This is a genomic window from Deinococcus indicus (assembly GCF_002198095.1).
In the GTDB taxonomy this organism is placed as follows: Bacteria; Deinococcota; Deinococci; order Deinococcales; family Deinococcaceae; genus Deinococcus; species Deinococcus caeni.
The window spans coordinates 695,112-715,845 of sequence record NZ_NHMK01000009.1; the positions used below are offsets into that span (position 1 = coordinate 695,112).

A 20,734-nucleotide genomic window follows, 5' to 3' on the forward strand; every position below is an offset into this window, starting at 1 on the left:
CGGAGGGCCCCATGATCCGGCGGACGCATCCGGCCCTGAGTGTGTGGGCGTGGCTGGTGTACGCCTTCCTGTACCTGCCGATCATCGTGCTGGTCGTGTTCTCGTTCAACGATTCGCGCTTCGGGGCGACCTGGGCGGGCTTCACCACCAAGTGGTACGGGGTGCTGTTCGCCCGCGCGGACGTGCGCGAGGCCCTCACGAACACCCTGACCGTGGCGGTGGTCAGTACGCTGATCAGCACGGTGCTGGGCACCCTGGTGGGCCTGGGCCTGTGGCGGTACACGCTGCGCTTCCGCACGGCCCTGACGGGCCTGCTGGTCCTGCCGATCGTCATTCCGGACGTGGTGATGGGCGTGAGCCTGCTGATGTTCTACGCGTTCGTGCGTTCGGGCCTGGAACGCCTGGGCTGGACCTTCGACAACGGCTTCTGGACGGTGCTGCTGGCTCACGTGACCTTCCAGATCAGTTACGTGGCCCTGACCGTCCGCTCGCGGCTCGCCGGGTACGGCCCGGAACTGGAGGAGGCCGCGCGGGACCTGGGCGCCACTGGCCTGCGCTCGTTCACGCACGTCGTCCTGCCGCTGGCGCTGCCGGGCGTGCTGGCGGGCGCGCTGCTGGCGTTCACGCTGTCACTGGACGACTTCGTGGTCACGTACTTCACGAGCGGGTCGGGCTTCAGCACGCTGCCGGTCCTGATCTACACGAACGTCAAGCGCGGCGTCACGCCGGACATCAATGCTCTGAGCGCCCTGCTGGTCCTCGTCACGGTGGTCGCCATCGTCGCCGCGAACGCCCTGCTGCGCCCCCGGAGGCAGCCATGAAACGCGCCGCCCTGGCCGCCCTGCTCGTCCCGGTCCTGCTGAGCGGCTGTTACCGCGTCCAGAAACCCGCCGCGACCCCTGATCCGACGGCCGCGCCCGTCACGCGCGGCGACGGCAGGACACTGCGGGTGTTCATCTGGTCCGAGTACATCGACCCGGACCTCGTGACCGCCTTCGAGAAACAGAACGGCGTGCGCGTCGTGCTGGACACCTTCGAGAGCAACGAGGCCATGCTCGCCAAGTTGCAGGGCGGCGGCGCGCAGTACGACATCGCCGTGCCCAGCAACTACGTGGTGCAGACCATGGCCCGCGCCGGACTGCTCCGGCCGCTGGACAAGTCCCGGTTGCCGAACCTGAAGAACATCGCGCCCGGCTTCCTGAACGCCGCCTACGACCCCGGCAACCGCTACTCCGTGCCGTACCAGTACGCCGCGACCGGACTGGCCTACAACCGGGAACGCTACGTGCCGCAGGACACCTGGGCCGAGATCTTCGGCCCCGACGACACCCGCACCTTCGTCCTGCTCGACGACCCGCGCGAGGTGATCGGCGCGGCCCTCAAGTACCTGGGCTTCAGCGCCAACACCACCGACGTCGCCCAGTTGCGGCAGGCACGCGACCTGCTGCGCCGCGCGGTCGCCAAGAAGGGCTTCCAGGGCTTCGACGGCGGCCCCGGCACCCGCAACAAACTCCTGGCCCGGCAGATCGACCTCGGGCAGATCTACGTGGGCGACCTGCTGATCGCCACCGAGGAAGACGAGAACGTGCAGGTCCTGCTGCCCCGCCAGGGCACCACCATCAGCATGGACACCCTGGTCGTCCTCAGGCGCAGTCCCAACCCGGACCTCGCGCACCGCTTCATCGACTACCTGCTCGACGCCGACAACGGCGCGCAACTCAGCAACTACACCTACTACGCCACCCCGAACGCCGCCGCGCAACCCCTCCTCGACGACTTCCTGAAGGACATTCCCGCCCTGAACCCGCCCGCCGCGTGGCTCACGGACGGCCGCCTGGACTTTATCGGCGAGCTGCCCACCGGCCGCCCACAACGCCTGTACGACCGCATCTGGACGGAACTCAAGAGCCGCTGAACACGCAGCCCACAAGCAAGGCGCCCCCGCTGAACGTGGGGGCGCCTTGTTCTTGGTCGGGCGTCATACGGATTCCGTCTGTTTCGCCAACAATCCGGAACTTCACCGGATTGCCGGCTCCACGTCCGGAACCCGTTTCTCTCCTGCTCGCATCCGCTCGGATTGAACGGGCTGTGCAGCCCATTCAATCGGAGTCCGGTTCAGTCCGGCTGGTTCACGGGGTGCAGGGCGTCCAGCCAGCCCCAGTCACGCATGTACGCGCGGAACTCGCCGATCAGCTCGCGGGCCTCGTCGCGTTCGGATTCGTGCAGGGCGCGCAGCCACGCCTCACCGGTCGCGCGGGTGAAGGCCCGCAGGGGCGCCGGGCGGCCCAGGAAACTGTCCAGGGCTTCCAGCAGTTCCTCGGCGCGGGCGCGCGTCCAGGGGCGCTGGCGGGTCACCTCGTTCAGGAACTCGTCGGCGGCGTGCTCCAGCAGCGGCGCGCGGCCCACGATCCACGGGGCTTTCAGCGGCGGCAGGCTCACGGCGCTCACGCTTTCCAGCCCGGGAAGCCCTCGATGGCGACCAGCGTGGGGCGCGGGACGTTCGTGCCGGGCTTCGCCGCGAAGTTCGAGCGCAGCTTGTCCAGGCTCTCGCTGTCCTCGCCGGGGTGCTGAATGGCCAGGAACAGCGTCTTGCCGTCGGGGCTCCAGACGGGGCCGGTCATCTCGGCGTCCACCGGGCCGATCGCGAAGCGCTGCGCCTTCCCGGCGTCCGGGCCTTCGGTCGCGAAGAAGAACATGGCGTTGTTCCCGTGGAATCCCTTGATGGGATTGCTGCTCAGGTCGCTGTTGTCGGTGACCATCCACAGGTTCCCGTACGGGTCGAACACCAGGTTGTCGGGGCTGGCGAAGCCGCTCTGCGGGCCGCCCACCGCGAACACTTCCCACAGGAACGTCGTGGCGGTCCAGTCGTCCTTCGCCTCGCGGAACTTGATGATCTGCCCGAAGTAGTTCCCGTGCTTGGAGTTGTTCGTCAGGGCGACGTACACCTCGCCGGTACGGGGGTGGATCTCGATGTCCTCGGGCCGGTCCACGGGCGTCCCGCCGACTGCCAGGGCGCTGGCGCGGGCGTCGGCCAGCACGTCTGCCTGACTGCCGAACAGCGCCTTGCCGTCCGCGCCCTTGGCGTCCTTCAGTTTCGGGTTGCGGTCGTAGTCCAGCAGCACCCAGCTCCCGTTCCCGAAGTTCGCCACGTACAGGTCGCCGTCCTCGAGCAGCTTCAGGTTCGCGGCGCGGTCCGCCGGGTTGTACCGGCCGCGCGACACGAACTTGTACACGCAGGCGTCCTGCATGTCGTCACCCATGTACCCGACCACGCGGCCGTCCGCCGCGACCGTGATCGCCACGTTCTCATGCCGGAAGCGGCCCATGCCCGTGCGCTTCTTGGGCGTCCAGGCCGGATCGAAAGGATCGATCTCGGTCACCCAGCCCTGGTGCATGGCCTCGTACCCGCTGCCCGCCCAGGCCTTGGTGTAGCCGTCCACGTTCTCCTCGCAGGTCAGGAGCGTGCCCCACGGCGTCTGCCCGCCCGAGCAGTTGCCCACGCTGCCCTTGACCATCGTGGCGCCCTTCACGGCGGCCGAACCGCGCGCCGGGCCGGTCAGTTCGATGTCGGTCAGCGCGTCGATGCGGCGGTTGCGGGCGTCCGGCACGACCTTCCACTCGCTGCCCTCGCGGCGGACCCGCACCACGCTCACGCCCACGGCTTCCATCTCGGCCTTCACCTGCGCGGGCGTGCGCTCCTTGGTGTTCCCACCCACGAACAGCGCGTTGACATACTCGTGGTTGATGGTCAGCAGCGCGTCGGTGCTGCTCTGCCCACCCTCGAGCATGTCGATCGGGAAGTACCCCACGTAATCGTGGTTGAAGCCGATCTCGCGCCCGTCGTTCGTGAACTTCTCACCCCACGGGGCCAGCACCTGATAGCGGTACCCGGCCGGCAGCGTCAGGGCGTCCGCGCCCGTCACGGGCACCGGCTTGAACGGCGCGACCGTCTGAGGCTTGACTTTCCTGGCGTCCACCGTGGAGGGGCCGCCGTTGTTCGCCTGCGCCTCGGCGATGTTCAGGGGCAGGGTCACGGCGGCGGCCGTCGCGGCGGCGCTCCCGATCGCCGTGCGGCGGGTCAGGCGGGTGTCGAGCAGACGGTGCCAGAAGCTGGATTCAACCTTGTCCTGTGAAGTCATGATGAACAGTCTGGGTGCGCCGGGTCAGCGGACCTTCAGCGTCCGGTCAGCCGAATGTCATGCGAGTCGCAGTTGAACCGGGGTCAGGCGATCACCCGCCGCCGGACTGTGCGTTGCAGGTCAAACGGACTCCGATTGAAGGGGGTGCAACGGCCCCTCACTCCGAGCCGAGCGACTCGTAGAGCTGCCCCGCAGAGTGGGAGCAACACGGCCCTCCGGACTGGAGCCGGCCATCGGGTGCAGTTCCGGATTGCCAGCGAAACAAACGGCAGTCCGGATCAGCAATGGTGTGGACGCTGTTCAAGCGTCAGAGGGGACAAGCGTGGAACACGTCTTCTGTCACGCCATGCCTGCTCACCCCCTCCCAGCCTCCCCCCTCAAGGGGGAGGGGCCAACACGGCGTGTTCACCGCTGGTCTGCCCGGAAGTGATGAACCTGTCCGCACCATTGATGAAGCACCCCGCCGCACGTCCGTCTGGACGCAGGGCGGGGCGATCCGGCTCCCTGGGTTACTCGTCGGTGCTGAGGACCGCCAGGAACGCTTCCTGCGGCACCTCGACCGTCCCGAACTGCTTCATGCGGGCGCGGCCTTTCTTCTGTTTGTTCAGCAGTTTCTTCTTGCGGCTGATGTCGCCGCCGTAGCACTTGGCGAGCACGTCCTTGCGGAAGGCCTTCACGGTGGCGCGCGCGATGATCTTCGCGCCGATCACGGCCTGCACGGGCACCGGGAACATCTGGCGGGGGATGACTTCGGCCATCTTGTCCACGATCTTCCGGCCCAGGCTGTACGTCTTGGTTTCGTGCACGATCACGGCGAGCGCGTCGATGACCTCGTTGTTCACCATGATGTCGACCTTGCGCAGGTCGCCCTCGCGGTAGCCGAGCTGCTCGTAATCCATGCTGGCGTACCCACGGCTGATGCTCTTGAGGCGGTCGTGGAAGTCGTACAGGATCTCCGCGAACGGCACCTCGTACAGCAGCTCCACGCGCTTGCCGACGTAGTTCATGGTGATCATGGACCCACGGCGTTCCTGTAGCAGCTGCATGACCGGCCCGACGTGCTCCTCGGGCAGCATGATGCTGAGCTTGATGTACGGTTCCTCGACGAGTTCGATGCGGTCGCGGGTTGGGAACTCGGCCGGGTTCTGCGTCTCGAACACGCTGCCGTTCGTGAGGGTCACGCGGTACACCACGGCGGGCGCGGTGGCGATCAGGTCCAGGTCGTACTCGCGTTCCAGACGTTCCTGGATGATCTCGGCGTGCAGCAGGCCCAGGAAGCCGCAGCGGAAGCCGAAGCCCAGCGCCTCGCTCGTCTCGGGCTCGAAGGAGAACGCCGCGTCGTTCAGTTTCAGTTTCTCCAGCGCGTCGCGCAGTTTGCGGTAGTCCTCGGTGTCGGTCGGGTACAGACCCGAGAACACCACGGGCTGCGCGGGTTTGAAGCCGGGGAACGCCTCGGGCGTCTGCCGTTCGCGGCCGGTCAGGGTGTCGCCGACCTGCGCGTCCTGGATGTCCTTGATGCCGGCGGCGACCCAGCCGACCGAACCGGCCGGGAGGGACTCGCCGACGACCAGTCCGGGGCTGAAGGTGCCGACCTTGTCCACCTCGAAGTTCTTGCCGGCGTTCATCAGGCGGATCTGATCCTTGGGCGTCAGGGTGCCTTCCAGCACCCGCACGAACAGGATCACGCCCTGGTACGCGTCGAAGAACGAGTCGAAGATCAGAGCCTTCAGCGGGGCCTCGGGGTCGCCGCTGGGCGCGGGGATGCGGTCCACGATGGCGTCCAGGATCTCGGTGATGCCGATGCCCGACTTGCCGGACGCGAACACGGCGTCCTCGGCGGGAATGCCGATGACCTCCTCGAGTTCCTGCGCCGCGCCTTCCGGGTCGGCGGCCGGCAGGTCGATCTTGTTGACGACCGGCACGATCTCCAGGTTGTTGTCGATGGCGAGGTACGCATTCACGATGGTCTGCGCCTCGACGCCCTGCGAGGCGTCCACGAGCAGCAGCACGCCCTCGCAGGCCGCCAGGGATCGGGAGACCTCGTAGTTGAAGTCCACGTGGCCGGGCGTGTCGATCAGGTTGAAGGTGTACGTGTCGCCGCCCGTGCCGTCCTCCTGCGCGGGGCGGGTGTACTGGAGGCGGACGGGCGTGGATTTGATGGTGATGCCGCGCTCGCGTTCGAGTTCGAGCGTATCGAGGGTCTGGTCGCGCTTGTCGCGCTCGGTCATCGCGCCCAGACGCTCCATGATGCGGTCCGCGAGGGTCGATTTCCCGTGGTCCACATGGGCGATGATGGAGAAGTTCCTGACGTTCACACAGAGCAGTCTAGTGCATTTCAGGCATTCAGACCGGGCGCTGCGCTGCGGAAATTGCCGCGCCGGACCAGGGGTTGCGCTGACCTGCGGCAACCTTCTGCCGGGCCGCTGCGTATGGTGACAGTGACCATGCCCAGACCGCTGCGCCCGCTGCCCACCCGGCCTCCCGTTCCCGCCTGGAAGGTGCTGCTGCCCGCGCTGATCGCCGGGGGCGTGGGCTGGGGCGCGTGGCAGGCGGCGGCCCGCCCGGTCAACCCGCCCGCGCAGCCCGGCGCGGCGCTGATTCGCGGCGCGCAGGACTGGCAGACCCTGCGCGGCTTCGGCCCGCGCGAGACCGGCAGCGCCGGGAACGCCCGCACGCTCGACTGGGCGCAGGCGCAGTTCGAGGCGCTCGGGTACCGCGTGACCCGGCAGGCCCTCCCGGACCCGGTGTCCATGCCGGCGGGGCGGGAGGCGGCCATCCAGGTGGACGGTCCCGGCGGCCCGCAGACCCTGACCGGCGAGGCCCTGATCGGCACGCAGACGTCCGGGCAGACCGGCCGGCTGGTGCGCCTGCCGCCCGGCGTGACCGACGCGCAACTGGAGGGCCTGCTGGGCAGACTGGCCGTCACGACCTGCCCGGACGGTCCGTGGCGGGACCTGGCCGACCGCGTCCTGAACGCTGGGATTCTGGGGCTGGTCATCGTGAACGACTGCCCGCACCCGCCCGCGTACAGCCCGCTGGCGAACGTGGCGCTGCCGGTCCTGAGCGTCACGCCCGACGTGGGCCGCGCCCTGCTGGACCACCTGGGCCGCGAGGTCACTTTCACCACCACCGTCCGCACGCAGGACGCCCCCGCCTGGAACCTGATCGCGGCGCGCGTGGAGGCCAGCCCGGACGTGCTGTTCGGCGCGCACCTGGACAGCGTGCCCGGCAGTCCCGGCGCAAACGACAACGCCAGCGGCATCCTGGCCGTGCTGCACGCGGCCCGGCAGGCGGCCGGCACGCCCCTGGCCGGCCGCGCGTGGTTCGTGCTGTTCGGCGCCGAGGAACAGGGCCTGCTGGGCAGCCGCGCCTTCGTGCGCGCCCACCCGCTGCCGCTGCGGAACACGCGCGCCATGCTGAACTTCGACATGGTCGGCGTGGACGCCGAACCCCTGGGCGTCGACGCGCACCCGGACCTGCTGACCCTGGCCCGCCGCGCCCGCCCGGACCTGCGCGCCTTCCGGGACGCGCCAGCCACCACCCGCGAGACGTTCGGGCGGTCCTCGCCGGTCACGGGCCGCAGCGACAACCTGCCGTTCAAGCTGATCGGCGTGCGCACCGCCTTCCTGCACCGGGGCGAGGACCGCCACTACCACCGCGCCACCGACACCACCCTGGACCCCGCCCTGGCCGAGGACGCCGCCACCCTGGCCGTGCAGGTCGCGCGGGCCGCGCTGGACACCCCCTGGACCCCCAGGGAACCGTGCGGCATCACGGGCCGCGACTGCCGCTGACCGCCCGTTCACTCACGCGCCACGCGCGGCTCCCAAAACTGTTAGATTCTTCGCAGTGAACGCCTCGCTGCCCGCACTCCTGGCCGGCCTGATCCTGGCGGGCCTGTCGTGCGCGCCCCGGCCCACGCCGGACAGCGCGCAGGGAGGCGGATCGGTCATCTTCCCGCCGGCCGCCGGGACCGCCGTGTTCAGCGGCCCGGCCGGAACGGACGTCGCGCGGGCCGCCGTCACCGCCAGCGGCCGCTACGACCTGACCCTGCCGCCCGACCCGACCCTCCCGGCCGCCGCGCCCACCCTGCTGGACCTGCTCGGCCCGGCCCTGCCGGAAGGCACCGCCGCCACCTGCCAGGGTTCCCTGACCACCGACCCGCCCGCCGCCCGCCTGCTCGTCCTGAGCGGCGGGCGGTACCTGATCGGCGCGCAGGTCACGGGCACGCTGCGGCCCGCCCCGCAGGCCATCGGCACGCAGCAGGTGCAGGTGACCACCCGGCAGTTCGTGTACAGCGACCGCGCCGCCACCCTCGGGAGCGCCCAGACCTGCACGTTCACGAGCGGCGGCCTGACCGTGCCCGGCACCCTGCGCGTGCGGCCGACCCTGCGGCGCGGCTGGAACATCCTGGAAACCCGTCTGCAACTCGGCCCGGACCGCCTGAACGCCGACGTGACCGACGCCGCGACCGGTGCGACCGTCGACTGGCTGTACCGTCCTCGCTCCGACTGATTGAAGCGGGCTGCCGTCCTGGCCGGCGCGGGTAAGCTGGGCGGTATGCCCAGGTCGCTCGCCTTCTTCACGGACGTCGCGCTGCGGGTCGCGGAGGGCGGCGTGACCGAACGCCACGCCGACCACACCGTCATCCGTTCGCCCGGCAATCCCACGTTCTGGTGGGGAAATTTCCTGCTGATGCCCGCCGCGCCGCAGGCCGGCGACCTGCCCCGCTGGGAGGCGCTGTTCCGGCAGGCCTTCCCGACCGCCGCGCACCGCGCGTTCGGCGTGGACACCCCGGATGGCGGCCTGGACAGCGGCGAGTGGCAGGCGGCCGGGTACGAGGTGCAGCGCGACACGGTCCTGACGGCCACGCGGACCGTCCCGCCGCGCCGCACGCCACCCCTGGACCTGCGGCCCCTGCACTCGGACGCCGACTGGGAGGCCGCCGCGCACCTGCGACTGGCCGTGAACGCCGCCGACCCCCACCCGCACGGCGAGGCCGCGTACCGGGAGTTCGTGACGCGCAAACTGGCGGCCGCCCGCGCCGCCCAGGAACGCGGACGGGGCGCGGTGCTCGCGGCCTTCGATCCGCACGGCGCGGCCCTGAGTGCCCTGGGCATCTTCGACGCTGGTGACGGCGTCGCCCGCTACCAGACGGTCGAGACGCACCCGCAGCACCGCTCGCGCGGACTGGCCGGCGCGCTGGTCCACGCGGCCGCGCAGTGGGCGCACGCGCGGCTCGGCACGCGCACGCTGGTCATCGTGGCCGACCCCGACTACCACGCGCAGGCGCTGTACGAACGCCTGGGCTTCCGGCCCGCCGAGACGCAACTGTCCCTGCAGAGGTGCCCGCCCGGCCCGTGAGGGCGGTCAGTCGGGGTCGCCGAACAGGGACGCCGGTTCGCTCAGCAGGGCGCGGATGGGCGCGAAGCTGCGGCGGTGCGCGCCCGTCACGCCGCGTTCGTGTAGCGCGGCGCGGTGGGCGGGGGCGCCGTAGCCCTTGTGGCCGGCGAAGCCGTAACCGGGGTGCTGCGCGTCGAGTTCCAGCATCACGCGGTCCCGTTCGGTCTTGGCGAGCAGGCTGGCTGCCGCGACCGAGTAACTCAGGGCGTCCGCGCGGGGCGGGGCGCTCAGGGGCAGCGACACGCGCAGCTTCAGGTAGTCCGTGACGAGCGCCTGCGGGGCCGGGTCCAGCCGCGCCAGGGCGCGGTGCGCGGCGGCGTGCGTGGCGCCCAGGATGTTCAGGCGGTCAATCTCGTCCGGCCAGGCGTGCTCGACCGCCCAGGCGAGCGCGACCTCGCGCACCACCTGCGCGTACCGTTCGCGTTGCGCGGCGCTCAGCTGCTTGCTGTCCCGGAACGGGTACTCGGCGGCCGAGCCGGGCAGGATCACGGCCGCGACCGTGACCGGCCCGGCCCACGCGCCCCGCCCGGCCTCGTCCACGCCCGCCACGCGGAAATGCCCGCGCCGCCAGTGCTCACGCTCGAAGGACCAGTCGGGGGTCACGCTGGGAGGGACCGTCATGACCGGAACGGTAGCGCATCGCGTCCCGCCCCGCGACCCCGCCCCGCTGGGACCGTTTCGCGTGGGTGCGGTGCCCGTGAACAGTCGCGGCGCGCGGAATGTGCGACTCTGGAGGGCGTGACGAGCAGGCCCAAGCAGAAGATCAGACTCAACCGACCCTCCGGGGCCGCCTCCTCCCCGGCCGGTTCCGGCCCCAGGAGTGCCGCCGCGCCCGCCCCGGCCGCGCCCTACACGGACGTGCGGCCCGCCCGCCTGCCCGAGAAACTCGACCGGCTGACCGTGCTGACCAAGCCCGGCGTGCGCGGATTCCCCGACGTGGACGCCGCCCAGGCGCTGCTGGCGCAGACCATGCGCCGCGACCGGGTGCGCGGCGACGTGCTGGACCTGAGCGCCATGGGCGGCCTGATCGGCGCGCTCGACAGCGTGAAGCTGCGCGCCGTGGAAGGCAGCGCCGCCGCCCTGAAGGTTCTGCACGCCGCCGGACTGGACGCCCACGCCGCCATTCCCGGCGACCCCCTGACCGAGCGCTGGCCCGAACGCGCCCGCACCGTGTGCATCGTGCTGGCCGGCGACCGCGGCAACGCCTACGCCGAGGCGCAGGTCGCCTGGGCGCACGCCTGCACGCCGCCCGGCGGGACGCTGTACATCGCCGGGGACCGCGACAAGGGCTTCGACCGCTACGTGCGCGCCGCCGGCAAGGCCTTCGGGTCCGGCGAGACCATCGCCCGTGACGGCGGGATGCGCGTGGCGAAACTCGTGCGCCGCCCCGGCCCCACGCCCCCCCAGCCCGACCCCGAGACGTTCGAGGCGTTCGGCGTGAGCGTCGTCGGCCTGCCCGGCGTGTTCAGCGCCGCCAGACCCGACAAGGCGACCACCCTGATGCTGGGCGCGCTGGACAGCCTGGACCTGACGGGCCTGGATGTGCTGGACCTGGGCTGCGGGACCGGCATCATCGGCGCGTGGGCGGCGCGGCGCGGCGCGAACGTCACGCTGGTCGACGGCGACCTCCAGAGTGTCCGCAGCGCGCAGGCGACCCTGGCCGCGTCCGGCCTGACCGGCGAGGCCATCCACTCGGACGTGGACGCCGAACTGGGCGACCGCACCTTCGACGTGATCCTCACCAACCCGCCCTTCCACGTGGGCCGGGGCGTGGTGCTGGACGTGGCCCGCGAGTTCATCGCGACCGCCGCGCGCCGCCTGCGTCCGGGCGGCACGCTGCACCTCGTCGCGAACGACCCCCTTCCGTACGAGGCGGACCTGTCCCGCATCGGCCCGGTCCGCGAGACGCTGCGCGAGGGCGGCTTCAAGGTCCTCTCGGTCACACGCGCCTGAACCCCCCGGCGGGCGGGAACTTCCGGGACGCGGGCCTCGTATCCTGCTTGATGGCCCGCCCCTGCGTTCACCCCGCCCGCCCGCGCCGCCCCGGCGGCTGACGTGATCCGCCGCGCCGGACGGCGCTGTTTTGCGCGTTTGCTAGACTGACGCGTTCCGGTGACCGGCTCCGGCCGACTTGCGCAGGGCCGTCCGTTCCCTCCGATCCCCGTTTTGCCGGTTTCACCGCCTCTCCGCCAAGTTCCTTCACCACGTCCCACCCGAGCCCCAGGAGGCCGCATGGCAGATTCCCCCACCGTCCGCACCCGCAAGAAAGTCGAGGCTCCCACCGACGCCGCTGCCCCCGCCCCCAAACCGGTGGTCCGGGCGCGCGCCCGCGTGGCCGCCCCCCGCGAGGACGGCAGCGACACCAGCGCCCCGGCGGCCCCGAAAGCCGCCGCCCGCCCCGCCGCGAAACCCGCCGCGCCGGCCCAGTCCGCAGCGCAGCCGGCCGTGACTGAGGCCGCCGCCGCCCCCGAGGCGCCCAAGGCCCCCGCGAAGAAGGCCGCCCCGAAAGCCGCCAAGCCCGCCAAGGCCGATGCGGACAGCGCCGAGGCCGCGCCCAAGAAACCGGCTCGCAAGGCCGCCGAACCGAAGGCCGCCAAACCCAAGAAGGCCGCCGACGCGCCCGCCGCTCCGGCCCGCACGCCCGGCAAGGTCACGTCCCGCGCCGCGAAACCCGCCCCGAAAGCCGCCGCGCCCGCCAAGGGCGGTGTCGCCGAGAAACCCTACTACGCGCACGGCAGCATTCAGGAACTCCTGAAAGCGGGCCGCGCCGCCGGGGTGCTGGCCAGCGAGGACATCGCCACGGCGCTCGCCTCGGCCCTCGAAGCCAACGGCCTGGACCCCGAGAGCCCCGACGCCTTCGAGGACATGCAGCTGTTCCTGGCGTCCCTGAACATCGAGGTGCAGGACCTCGACGATGACGACGACACCGACGCCGACGACGACGCCGACGACAGCCCCGTCGCCGCCGCGTCCTCCTCGCGCCAGCAGGACGACGACGAGGAGAAGTACTTCGACGACATGCCCCGCGCGGTCAGCAACGACCCCGTGCGCCAGTACCTGCACGAGATCGGCCGCGTGCCGCTGCTGACCCTCGAAGAGGAGATCGCGCTGGCCCGCCGCATCGAGGAGGGCGAGGAAGCCCGTAAGATCCTCGACGAGGACCTGGAACTCGACGACCGGGGCCGCCGCCGCCTGATGCGTCAGATGGAGGACGGCGCCGCCGCCCGCCAGGGCCTGATCGAGGCGAACCTGCGCCTCGTGGTGTCCATCGCCAAGAAGTACACCGGGCGCGGCCTGGGCTTCCTGGACCTGATCCAGGAGGGCAACCAGGGCCTGATCCGCGCGGTCGAGAAGTTCGAGTACCGCCGCCGCTACAAGTTCAGCACGTACGCCACGTGGTGGATCCGGCAGGCCATCAACCGCGCCATCGCCGACCAGGCGCGCACCATCCGCATTCCCGTGCACATGGTCGAGACGATCAACAAACTGACCCGCACCGCCCGGCAGCTCCAGCAGGAACTGTCGCGCGAGGCGACGTACGAGGAGATCGCCGAGGCGATGGGACCCGGCTGGGACGCCAACAAGGTCGAGGAAGTCCAGAAGGTCAGCCAGGAACCCGTGTCGCTGGAAACGCCCATCGGCGACGAGAAGGACTCCTTCTACGGCGACTTCATCCCGGACGAGAACCTCGACAGCCCGGTCGAGAACGCCGCCAAGACCCTCCTGAGCGAGGAGCTGGAAAAGGCCCTAAGCAAACTGACCGAGCGCGAGGCGATGGTCCTGAAGTTCCGCAAGGGCCTCGTGGACGGCCGCGAGCACACCCTGGAGGAGGTCGGCCAGCGCTTCAGCGTCACCCGTGAACGCATCCGCCAGATCGAGAACAAGGCGCTGCGCAAGCTGAAGTACCACGAGAGCCGCACCCGCAAGCTCCGCGACTTCCTGGACTGAAGCCCGGCCTGTACTGAAGCCCAGCCACCCAGACCGCCCCAACAAGACCGCCCCGCGCCTGCCCAGGCCGGGGCGGTCTGCTGTGGGCCGCGTGCCGGCCGGGCGCGGGCACCTGCGGGAACCGGGGCGCGGGTGGGCGCGTATCCTCGGTCAGTCATGACCTCTCCTGTTTCTGTGCCGGGCCGGTGGCCCGCCCGTCGCCGGTCCGGCCGCGCATGTTGACCGCCGCGTCCGTGCGCGCCTCCGCCCCACCCTGGACGGCCTTCGGGCTGGCCCTGCTGCCGCTGTGCCTGGCGGGACTGCTGCCGCTCTGGACGGCAGCGGGCCTGTGCGGCCTGTTCGCGCTGGGTGTCCGCTGGCCCGCCTGGGCGCAGGCGCGCGTGCTGGGCACGCAACTGCTGATCGGCCTGGGGCTGCTGTCCGGGCTGCCTGGCAGTCTGGGGGACGGGGCGGCGCTGGTGCGGCTGGCCGGGCTGTACCTGCTGGCCAGCCTGGGCGGCTTCGCCCTGAGCGCCGCCGCGCACGCCCTGGAGGACGGCCGCCGCCGCGCCCTGCTGGTGCCGCTGGCCCTGGGCCTGATCGCCCCGCAGGTGGGCGTTCCCCTGGCCTTGCTGGGCGGCGCGCTGGCCCGCCCCGGCCCGGACGCCCGCCGCGCCCCGCTGACCCCGCCGGAGCACACGCGCCGCTGGTGGGGCGCGCTGGCGCTGGCTGCCCTGCCCCTGCTGCTGCTGGCGCTGCTGCTGCCTGCGCCCACCGCCGGGCCGGGCAGCCGGAACGTGGCCGGCCCCGCGCCCGTCAGTGGCGCGGCCCCCGACGCCCCCACTCCGGGCCCCGGCCCGTCTTCCGGCACTGGGCCGGCCGGAGCGCCGCTGCTGCAACCCTTCCAGCCGCCCGTGACCCTGAACCTGGGTCAGTCGGGCCTGCCGGTGGAACTCATGCTGCTGGGCGGTCTGCTGCTGGCGGGCGCGGCGCTGGGCGTGCCCGCCCTGAGGCGCACCCGTGGGCAGCCGCCCCACCCGGCCGAGTGGCTGATCGTGGCGGGCCTGCTGCTGACGGGTCTGCTGTGGGTGGTGGCGGCCGTCCTGCTGTACCTGGGCGACTCGGGCGGTTCGGCGGCGCTCCTGCCCGCCGCCCGCGAAACGCAGGGACGGCCGGGAACCGGAGGTGGCCCCGCCAGCGGGGACGCGGCGCGCGTGATCGACCTGTCCTGGCTGCTGCCCACGCTCGTCTGGGCGACGCTGGCGCTGGTGCTCGCGCTGGCCGGGGCGCTGCTGTGGCTGCGCCGCCAGGGCGCCCCGGACCCGGACCTGCCCGCCGACCTGACGCAGGCACCTGCCGACGCGCCCGCTCCGCAGGCCGCCACGCACCGGGTCCGCGAGGCGTACCGCGCCGCGCAGACCGCCCTGAGTGCCGCCGGCTGGCCCCGCGCGGCCGCCGAGACCCCCGCCGCATACGCCGCCCGTCTGGGCGCGCTGCACCCCCCGCTGGCCGCGCCACTCGCCACCCTGACCGCCGCGTACGAACCCGTCCGCTACGGCGGCCGCCTGACCGACGAGGACGCCGCGCAGGCCGAACAGGCCGCCGACCTCCTGACCCGCACGCTGCCCACCCTGCCCCCCGCCCCCACCGAGGACACCCCATGACCCAGACCCTGACCCCCACCCCTTCCGCCCACGCCCCCACACCGGACTTCGCCCGCGCCGTCCTGGAGAACGTCGCCCGCGTGCTGGTCGGCAAGGAGGACGTGACCCGCCTCGCGCTGGCCGGCATCCTGGCCGGCGGGCACGTCCTGCTGGAGGACGCGCCGGGCACCGGCAAGACCATGCTGGCCCGCGCCCTGGCCGTCAGTCTGGGCCTGGACTTCCAGCGGGTGCAGTTCACGCCGGACCTGCTGCCGGGCGACGTGACCGGCGTCAGCGTGTTCCGCCCGCAGTCCGGCACCTTCGAGTTCGTGCCCGGCCCGGTCTTCACCGGCGTGCTGCTGGCCGACGAGATCAACCGCGCCACGCCCCGCACGCAGTCCGCGCTCCTCGAGGCGATGGGGGAGGGGCAGGTCACGGAATCCGGCGTGACCCGCCCGCTGCCCGCGCCGTTCGTGGTGATCGCCACGCAGAACCCCATCGAGAACGAGGGCACCTACCGCCTGCCGGAAGCGCAGCTGGACCGCTTCCTGCTGCGCCTGTCGGTCGGATACCCCACCCACGAGGAGGAGGTGCGGATGCTCGCCCGCCTCCAGACGCAGCACCCCATCGCCACGCTGGGGGCCGTCACCACACCCGCCGCGCTGCTGGACGCCCAGGCGCAGGTGCGTGCCGTGTTCGTCGCGCCCGAGGTGCAGGCGTACCTCGCGCGACTGAGCGCCCGCACCCGCACGCACCCCAGCGTCACGCTGGGCGCCGGGCCGCGCGCCAGCCTCGCCCTCCAGGGGGTCGCGCAGGCGCTGGCGTGGCTGGCGGGGCGGCCGTTCGTCACGCCGGACGACGTGCAGGCCGCCGCGCCCGGCGTGCTCGCCCACCGCCTGAGCCTGCGGATCGAGGCGCGGCTCCAGGGCGTGCCCGACCACGCCATCGTGACCGAGCTGCTGAAGGCCGAACCCGTGCCCGCCGAACTCGCCGCGCCGCCCGTCCGGTGACGACCCTGAGCGCCGTCATGACGGCCGCGCTGCCCTGGCTGCTGCTGGTCGGCGCGGTCCTGGCCGCCCTGTGGTGGGGCTCACGCCGACCGCCCGGCGTCAGCGTGGAACGCCTCCTGCCCGCCACGGGCTTCGAGGGCACCCGCGTCCCGCTGACCGTGCGGGTCACGCTGCGCAGCCGCCGACCCCTGCGCGTCCTGCTAGACGACCCCGCCCCGCGCGGCGTGGTCCCGGCCGTGACGCCCGAACTCAGCGTGCTCCTGCTGGGCCACGCGCAGCACGACCTGACCACCCCCCTCACCCTGAACCGGCGCGGCGCACACGACTGGCCCGGCGGCACCCTGCGCTGGGCCGACCCGCTGGGCCTGTTCTGGCACTCCGCGCCGCTGCCCGGCCCGCCCACCACCCTGGACGTCTTTCCCGGCACGCACGGACTGATCCTGCCAGACCTGCTGCGCCCCCTGCTCTCGGAAGGCACCCTGACCCGCCGAGTCGGCCTGGATGACCCGCTGAGCCTGCGCGGCGTGCGCGACTACCTGCCCGGCGACCCGCCCGGCCGCGTCCACTGGCGCCTGAGTGCCCGCACCGGCACCCTGACCGTCCGCGAGCCGGAACGCACCGCCGCCAGCAGCCTGACCGTGTTCGTGGACACCAGCAGCGGCGGCGAGGTCTTCGTGGACAGCGCCGCCCGTCTCGCCGCCAGCCTCGTGCGCGAGGCCGCCAGCCTGGGCCTGCCCGTCGCCGCCGCCACCCGCGACACCCTGAGCCCCAGCGGCCGCGACCCGCTGTCCATGCAGGCCGCCCTGCGCCTCCTGGCCCGCCTAGCCCCGGACAGCGTCCCGCCCCGATTGCCACCCACCCGCAGCGGCGGGAACCTGATCCTCCTGACCGCCAGCCCCGGCCCGGACCTGCTGACCCAGGCCCTGCACGCCCGCGCCACCGCCGCCCGCGTCAGCATCGTCGCGCTGCCCGAGGGCTACTACCTCGAACCCGGCGAGACCCCCCGCCGCCAGTGGACCGGCCTGCCCGACACGGTCCGCGACCTCGAACGCCGCGCCGCCGCGCTCGCCGGGGCCGGCATTCAGGTCGTGGTGCTGCGCGGCAACCAGAGCGTCCTGACCCTCGCGTGACCCGGCGCGGCCAGCATGCAGCCGACATGAAGAACGCTTTCAGGCGGCCTTGCGTCACGCGCGGTAGCGTAAGCCATGACCGACGACAGACGCCCCGACGCCACCGACACCCAGCCCGACAGCGGCGAGATCCGCAACGTCGATCTGCAGTTCATGGGTAAACCCGACGAGCAGAAGGAACTCGAAGCGGCCGTCGAAGCCGAAAGCCGCGCCCCAGGCGAGTACCAGGAACGCGGCATGGACAAGCAGGATGTCGCCTCTGCCCAGAGCATGGACGCCAGCGACCCCCCCAGCACCAACATGGGCGACGAGGACTGAACCCAGTCCCACCGCGCCACCCGGCCCCCGCTTTCCCTCCCAGGAAGCGGGGGCCGCTGCATTCAGGGCCGATCCGCCCCGCTCAGTTCCAGGATGCGGGCCGCCACGCGCGGCAGCGCGCCACCCGGCCCGATGCGGGTCAGGCCGTCCAGGGCGGCGCGGGCCTGCGCGGTCGGCCGGGCCACCCCGGTGACGGCCTGCGCCACCGCTTCCGGGTCCGGCGCCACGACCGTCAGGGCGCGCCCCAGCAGCCGCGCCTGCCGCCGCGCGAAGCCGGCCGTGAACTGCGGCCCGCTCGTGGGGAACGCCACGACCGGCACGCCCAGCCCGGCCAGCTGCTCGTTGGCCGTCCCGGCTGTCCCGACCGCGACCGTCGCCGCGTGCGCCACCGCCCCGAATGCCCGGCGCAGGACCGGCACGCGCGTCTGCCCGTCCGTGACCTCCGCCTGCCCTGGCCCCTGCACGGCCAGGGTCCAGCCGTCCGGGAGGGTCAGGGCGTCCCAGTCGTGCGGCCACGCCACCAGCGCCTGCCAGCCGGGCAGTCGCGCGGCGGCGCGCAGCATCAGCGGCAGGCTCTCGCGGTGATCCTCCCGCGACCCCGGCAGCAGTGCCAGCACGGGCCGCCCATCCAGCGGCAGCGGGCGCTCCGGTGGGTTCAGCACGTCCATCGCGAAACTCCCGGCGAAACTGGCCGGCACGCCCCGCGCCGCGTAGTACCGGGCGGTCGCGGCGTCCCGCACGAACACGGCGTCCGCGCGGCGGGCCAGGGCCAGCTCGTACTCCATCGGGCGGTTCGCGCCCAGCGCGTTCAGTTCCGCCAGCGCGCCCCGCACGCCCAGCCCCTCCAGGTACTGCGCGCTCAGCAGCGGCTGCACATGCACCAGCCGCGCGCCCGCACGCCGCGCCGCCAGGAAGCCCACCATCAGCGCGTAGGCGTCCCCCACCACCACGACCACCCGCGCCGCCCGCGCGCCCCGGCAGGCGTCCGCCCACTGCCCCAGCGACTCCCGGATCAGGCCGGCCCGCAGGTCCGCGCGCAGGTTCGCGGCACTTCCGAACGGGAACCCCCCGCTGGGAAGGCGCAGCGTGCGCCCCACCTTCACCGCCCCCACCCGCGCGTAGGCCGGTCCCTCACCGACCAGCGGCGCGTAACTCAGGCGGACCCGGCCGCGCAGCCGGTCGGCCAGCGCCGCCCCGATCAGGTCCTCGGCCGTGCCGTTCGAGATGAACAGCGCGCCGGGCAGCGGAGAGGATCGGTCGTTCCGGTCAATCGTCACGCAGGCCAGAATAGCGGCGCGGGAACTCATGGTACGAATGGAGCAATGACCGTTCCCCGCGCCGCCCTTTCCGCTCGCCCGCCCGCATGAGCGAGTTCGACGAACTGCAGGCCGTCATCCGCCGCCACGCCGACGCCCGGCAGGCCGAGCAGCGGGCCTGCGAGGCGTTCCTGAACGCCCTGTACCACGCGCTGCGGACCGCCAGCGGGCCGGGGTTGCCGCTGAACAACGTCACGCTGGAATTCAGGCCCGACCCGGACCTGCGCCTGCGGCCCGCCCCGACCGGCAGTTTCCACGCCGCGTGGCTGCGCCTGGGCCTGTGCGAGGTCCTGGTCCGCGTGCGCCGCAGCGACGGCGCGTTCGTCGGCGAGTACGGCTCCGGCGGCACCTTCCGCCTGGACAGCACCACCGAGGACGACCTGCTGGCCCTCGCCCGCACCCTGCTGCGCCACGTGACCGGCGTGTACGGCGGCGCGACGACCACCGCCCCGCACCTGAACTGATCCGGACTGCCGTCTGTTGCGCCGACAATCCGGAACTTCGCCGGGCTGCCAGCTCCACGTCAGCGCGGCCCACCAGTGGGGGAGAAGCAGTCGCGGCCCCGCCGCACCCCAGGGTCGGGGTGGGCGGGGCCGCGTGCGGGTATCACGGACAGCCCTTCAGGGCATGTGCCAGAGTCCGGTTTACTGGTCGACGTTCCGCAGGAAGGCGGGAATGTCGTAGTCCTTGGGGTCGTAGTTGCTGCCGCGCACGGGCTTGACCATGCTGTCGATCACGCTGGCGCGCAGGCCGCCGGCCACGGCGCCCGGCACCTCGTTGAAGCCGGTGGCGATGACCGTGACGCGCACCTCGTCCCCGGCGGCCTCGTCGGGCGTGATGCCGAACAGGATGTCGGGTTCGTCGAAGCCGGTGGCCTCGCGGATCTTCTCGACGATCTCGTTCGCGTCGGTCATGGACAGGTCGTAGCTGCCGGTGACGTTCACGAGGATGCGCCGGGCGCCCTCGATGCCGCGTTCCAGCAGCGGCGAGTGGATGGCGCTCATGGCGGCTTCCTCGGCGACCTTCTCGCCGCGGCCCGCGCCGATGCCCATCAGGACCGTGCCGCTGCCGGCCAGCAGGTTGCGGACGTCCGCGAAGTCGAGGTTGATCATGCCCTCGACGTTGATCACGTCGCTGATGCCCTTCACGCCGTAGTACAGCACCCGGTCGGCGATCAGGAACGCCTCGCGGAACGAGACTTTCTTGTCCACGGCGGTCAGCAGTTTCTCGTTGTTCACGACGATCATGCCGTCCACGCGCGCCGCGAGCTTGCTGATGCCTTCCTCGGCGACCCGCAGGCGCTTGGGGCCCTCGAACTTGAAGGGCCGGGTGACGATGGCGACCGTCAGGATGCCCATCTCGCGGGCGATCTCCGCGACGACCGGCGCGCTGCCGGTGCCGGTGCCGCCGCCCATGCCGGCCGTGATGAACAGCATGTCGGTGCCCTCGAGGTACTCCTTGATGCGCTCGCGGTCCTCCAGGGCGGCCTTCTCGCCGACCTCGGGGTCCGCCCCGGCGCCCAGACCGCGGGTGAGGCGGTCCCCGAGTTGAATACGGATCTCGGCGTGGCTCTTGGCCAGCACCTGGGCGTCCGTATTGCCGGCGATGAACTCGACACCTTCGAGTCCGGATTCAATCATGCGGTTGACGGCGTTGTTGCCCGCCCCGCCCAAGCCAATCACGCGAATTCTGGCCGCTTGCATCATGCTCTCCTTACGACACGGTCCGGCACCCCGCGGGCGGGGCCGACCGTTCTACTGCGGTGTAGTCTAGCGCACGATACCAGAGAGGCGCGTGCACGTCCGTGCCGACCTCCGCGCACGCCAGCGGCCGTGCGGGCAGGACGCA

At 72.3% G+C, this 20,734-nt stretch carries 18 protein-coding genes; 12 read left to right on the forward strand and 6 right to left on the reverse strand.

The features are described 5' to 3' along the window. Nucleotides 1-11: 11 nt before the first annotated feature. Both CBQ26_RS05845 and CBQ26_RS05850 read left to right on the forward strand, forming a co-directional pair. Nucleotides 12-821, forward strand: coding sequence for an ABC transporter permease (locus CBQ26_RS05845; RefSeq protein WP_088247576.1), 810 nt, complete (start codon nt 12-14; stop codon nt 819-821). Beyond that, the gene (locus CBQ26_RS05850; RefSeq protein WP_088247577.1) at nt 818-1,915 is read left to right on the forward strand and encodes a polyamine ABC transporter substrate-binding protein; all 1,098 of its coding nucleotides are present in this window, start codon (nt 818-820) and stop codon (nt 1,913-1,915) included. Before CBQ26_RS05845 ends, CBQ26_RS05850 begins: the two co-directional genes overlap by 4 nt. A gap of 200 nt (nt 1,916-2,115) precedes the next feature. Here CBQ26_RS05850 and CBQ26_RS05855 read toward each other — a convergent pair whose 3' ends face one another. The 3 genes from CBQ26_RS05855 to lepA form a co-directional block, all read right to left on the reverse strand. After that, nucleotides 2,116-2,448 (reverse strand): hypothetical protein, encoded by a 333-nt coding sequence (locus CBQ26_RS05855; RefSeq protein ID WP_229844010.1) that lies wholly within the window; start codon nt 2,446-2,448, stop codon nt 2,116-2,118. Further along, the gene (locus tag CBQ26_RS05860) at nt 2,445-4,139 is read right to left on the reverse strand and encodes a PhoX family protein (protein WP_088247578.1); all 1,695 of its coding nucleotides are present in this window, start codon (nt 4,137-4,139) and stop codon (nt 2,445-2,447) included. The genes CBQ26_RS05855 and CBQ26_RS05860 overlap by 4 nt, the downstream gene beginning before the upstream one ends. A 509-nt stretch (nt 4,140-4,648) precedes the next feature. Then, nucleotides 4,649-6,478: a translation elongation factor 4 gene (lepA, locus tag CBQ26_RS05865; RefSeq protein WP_088247943.1), complete on the reverse strand. Its 1,830-nt coding sequence runs from the start codon at nt 6,476-6,478 to the stop codon at nt 4,649-4,651. Nucleotides 6,479-6,583: 105 nt separating this feature from the next. On the opposite strand from lepA, the gene CBQ26_RS05870 reads away from it, so the two are divergent. The 3 genes from CBQ26_RS05870 to CBQ26_RS05880 are packed head-to-tail and all read left to right on the forward strand — an operon-like array spanning nt 6,584 to nt 9,503. Next, complete coding sequence (locus CBQ26_RS05870; RefSeq protein ID WP_143341980.1) at nt 6,584-7,933, forward strand: M28 family metallopeptidase; 1,350 nt, start codon at nt 6,584-6,586, stop codon at nt 7,931-7,933. 55 nt (nt 7,934-7,988) lie between these two features. Then, a complete protein-coding gene (locus CBQ26_RS05875; protein WP_088247580.1) occupies nt 7,989-8,654 on the forward strand; it encodes a hypothetical protein in 666 nt (221 codons plus the stop codon). A 45-nt stretch (nt 8,655-8,699) separates the two neighbouring features. Further along, nucleotides 8,700-9,503, forward strand: a complete 804-nt coding sequence (locus tag CBQ26_RS05880; protein WP_088247581.1) for a GNAT family N-acetyltransferase — start codon at nt 8,700-8,702, stop codon at nt 9,501-9,503. Nucleotides 9,504-9,509: 6 nt separating this feature from the next. Here CBQ26_RS05880 and CBQ26_RS05885 read toward each other — a convergent pair whose 3' ends face one another. Continuing rightward, nucleotides 9,510-10,163: a ribonuclease HII gene (locus tag CBQ26_RS05885; protein WP_088247582.1), complete on the reverse strand. Its 654-nt coding sequence runs from the start codon at nt 10,161-10,163 to the stop codon at nt 9,510-9,512. A gap of 117 nt (nt 10,164-10,280) precedes the next feature. Between CBQ26_RS05885 and CBQ26_RS05890 the strand changes: the two genes are divergently transcribed. The 6 genes from CBQ26_RS05890 (at nt 10,281) to CBQ26_RS05915 (ending at nt 17,570) form a co-directional block, all read left to right on the forward strand. After that, entirely contained in the window at nt 10,281-11,495 is a 1,215-nt protein-coding gene (locus CBQ26_RS05890; protein ID WP_172417931.1) for a class I SAM-dependent methyltransferase, read from the forward strand. 279 nt (nt 11,496-11,774) lie between these two features. Further along, on the forward strand, nt 11,775-13,490 hold the full coding sequence (gene rpoD / locus CBQ26_RS05895; protein WP_088247583.1) for an RNA polymerase sigma factor RpoD: 1,716 nt from the start codon (nt 11,775-11,777) through the stop codon (nt 13,488-13,490). Nucleotides 13,491-13,723: 233 nt separating this feature from the next. Further along, on the forward strand, nt 13,724-15,133 hold the full coding sequence (locus CBQ26_RS05900; protein ID WP_143341982.1) for a DUF4129 domain-containing protein: 1,410 nt from the start codon (nt 13,724-13,726) through the stop codon (nt 15,131-15,133). After that, a complete protein-coding gene (locus CBQ26_RS05905; RefSeq protein WP_088247585.1) occupies nt 15,130-16,122 on the forward strand; it encodes an AAA family ATPase in 993 nt (330 codons plus the stop codon). The genes CBQ26_RS05900 and CBQ26_RS05905 overlap by 4 nt, the downstream gene beginning before the upstream one ends. 17 nt (nt 16,123-16,139) lie before the next feature. Then, the gene (locus CBQ26_RS05910; protein WP_088247945.1) at nt 16,140-17,252 is read left to right on the forward strand and encodes a DUF58 domain-containing protein; all 1,113 of its coding nucleotides are present in this window, start codon (nt 16,140-16,142) and stop codon (nt 17,250-17,252) included. Nucleotides 17,253-17,327: 75 nt separating this feature from the next. Then, nucleotides 17,328-17,570: an M-like protein gene (locus tag CBQ26_RS05915; protein WP_088247586.1), complete on the forward strand. Its 243-nt coding sequence runs from the start codon at nt 17,328-17,330 to the stop codon at nt 17,568-17,570. 62 nt (nt 17,571-17,632) lie between these two features. Here CBQ26_RS05915 and CBQ26_RS05920 read toward each other — a convergent pair whose 3' ends face one another. Beyond that, complete coding sequence (locus CBQ26_RS05920; protein ID WP_229844013.1) at nt 17,633-18,847, reverse strand: lipid-A-disaccharide synthase-related protein; 1,215 nt, start codon at nt 18,845-18,847, stop codon at nt 17,633-17,635. A gap of 86 nt (nt 18,848-18,933) precedes the next feature. Between CBQ26_RS05920 and CBQ26_RS05925 the strand changes: the two genes are divergently transcribed. Then, a complete protein-coding gene (locus CBQ26_RS05925) occupies nt 18,934-19,350 on the forward strand; it encodes a hypothetical protein (RefSeq protein ID WP_088247588.1) in 417 nt (138 codons plus the stop codon). Between the two features lie 180 nt (nt 19,351-19,530). Here the strand turns inward: CBQ26_RS05925 and ftsZ are convergent, their stop codons facing one another. Then, a complete protein-coding gene (gene ftsZ, locus CBQ26_RS05930; RefSeq protein WP_088247946.1) occupies nt 19,531-20,589 on the reverse strand; it encodes a cell division protein FtsZ in 1,059 nt (352 codons plus the stop codon). Nucleotides 20,590-20,734: the final 145 nt, after the last annotated feature.

Excerpts from the sequence above, each read along its gene's own strand:
- CBQ26_RS05845 (WP_088247576.1), top strand. The coding sequence starts at position 12 with ATGATCCGGCGGACGCATCCGGCCCTGAGTGTGTGGGCGTGGCTGGTG.
- CBQ26_RS05850 (WP_088247577.1), top strand. The coding sequence starts at position 818 with ATGAAACGCGCCGCCCTGGCCGCCCTGCTCGTCCCGGTCCTGCTGAGC.
- CBQ26_RS05860 (WP_088247578.1), bottom strand. The coding sequence starts at position 4,139 with ATGACTTCACAGGACAAGGTTGAATCCAGCTTCTGGCACCGTCTGCTC.
- CBQ26_RS05870 (WP_143341980.1), top strand. The coding sequence starts at position 6,584 with ATGCCCAGACCGCTGCGCCCGCTGCCCACCCGGCCTCCCGTTCCCGCC.
- CBQ26_RS05880 (WP_088247581.1), top strand. The coding sequence starts at position 8,700 with ATGCCCAGGTCGCTCGCCTTCTTCACGGACGTCGCGCTGCGGGTCGCG.
- CBQ26_RS05885 (WP_088247582.1), bottom strand. The coding sequence starts at position 10,163 with ATGACGGTCCCTCCCAGCGTGACCCCCGACTGGTCCTTCGAGCGTGAG.
- rpoD (WP_088247583.1), top strand. The coding sequence starts at position 11,775 with ATGGCAGATTCCCCCACCGTCCGCACCCGCAAGAAAGTCGAGGCTCCC.
- CBQ26_RS05905 (WP_088247585.1), top strand. The coding sequence starts at position 15,130 with ATGACCCAGACCCTGACCCCCACCCCTTCCGCCCACGCCCCCACACCG.
- CBQ26_RS05910 (WP_088247945.1), top strand. The coding sequence starts at position 16,140 with ATGACGGCCGCGCTGCCCTGGCTGCTGCTGGTCGGCGCGGTCCTGGCC.
- CBQ26_RS05915 (WP_088247586.1), top strand. The coding sequence starts at position 17,328 with ATGACCGACGACAGACGCCCCGACGCCACCGACACCCAGCCCGACAGC.
- CBQ26_RS05925 (WP_088247588.1), top strand. The coding sequence starts at position 18,934 with ATGAGCGAGTTCGACGAACTGCAGGCCGTCATCCGCCGCCACGCCGAC.
- ftsZ (WP_088247946.1), bottom strand. The coding sequence starts at position 20,589 with ATGCAAGCGGCCAGAATTCGCGTGATTGGCTTGGGCGGGGCGGGCAAC.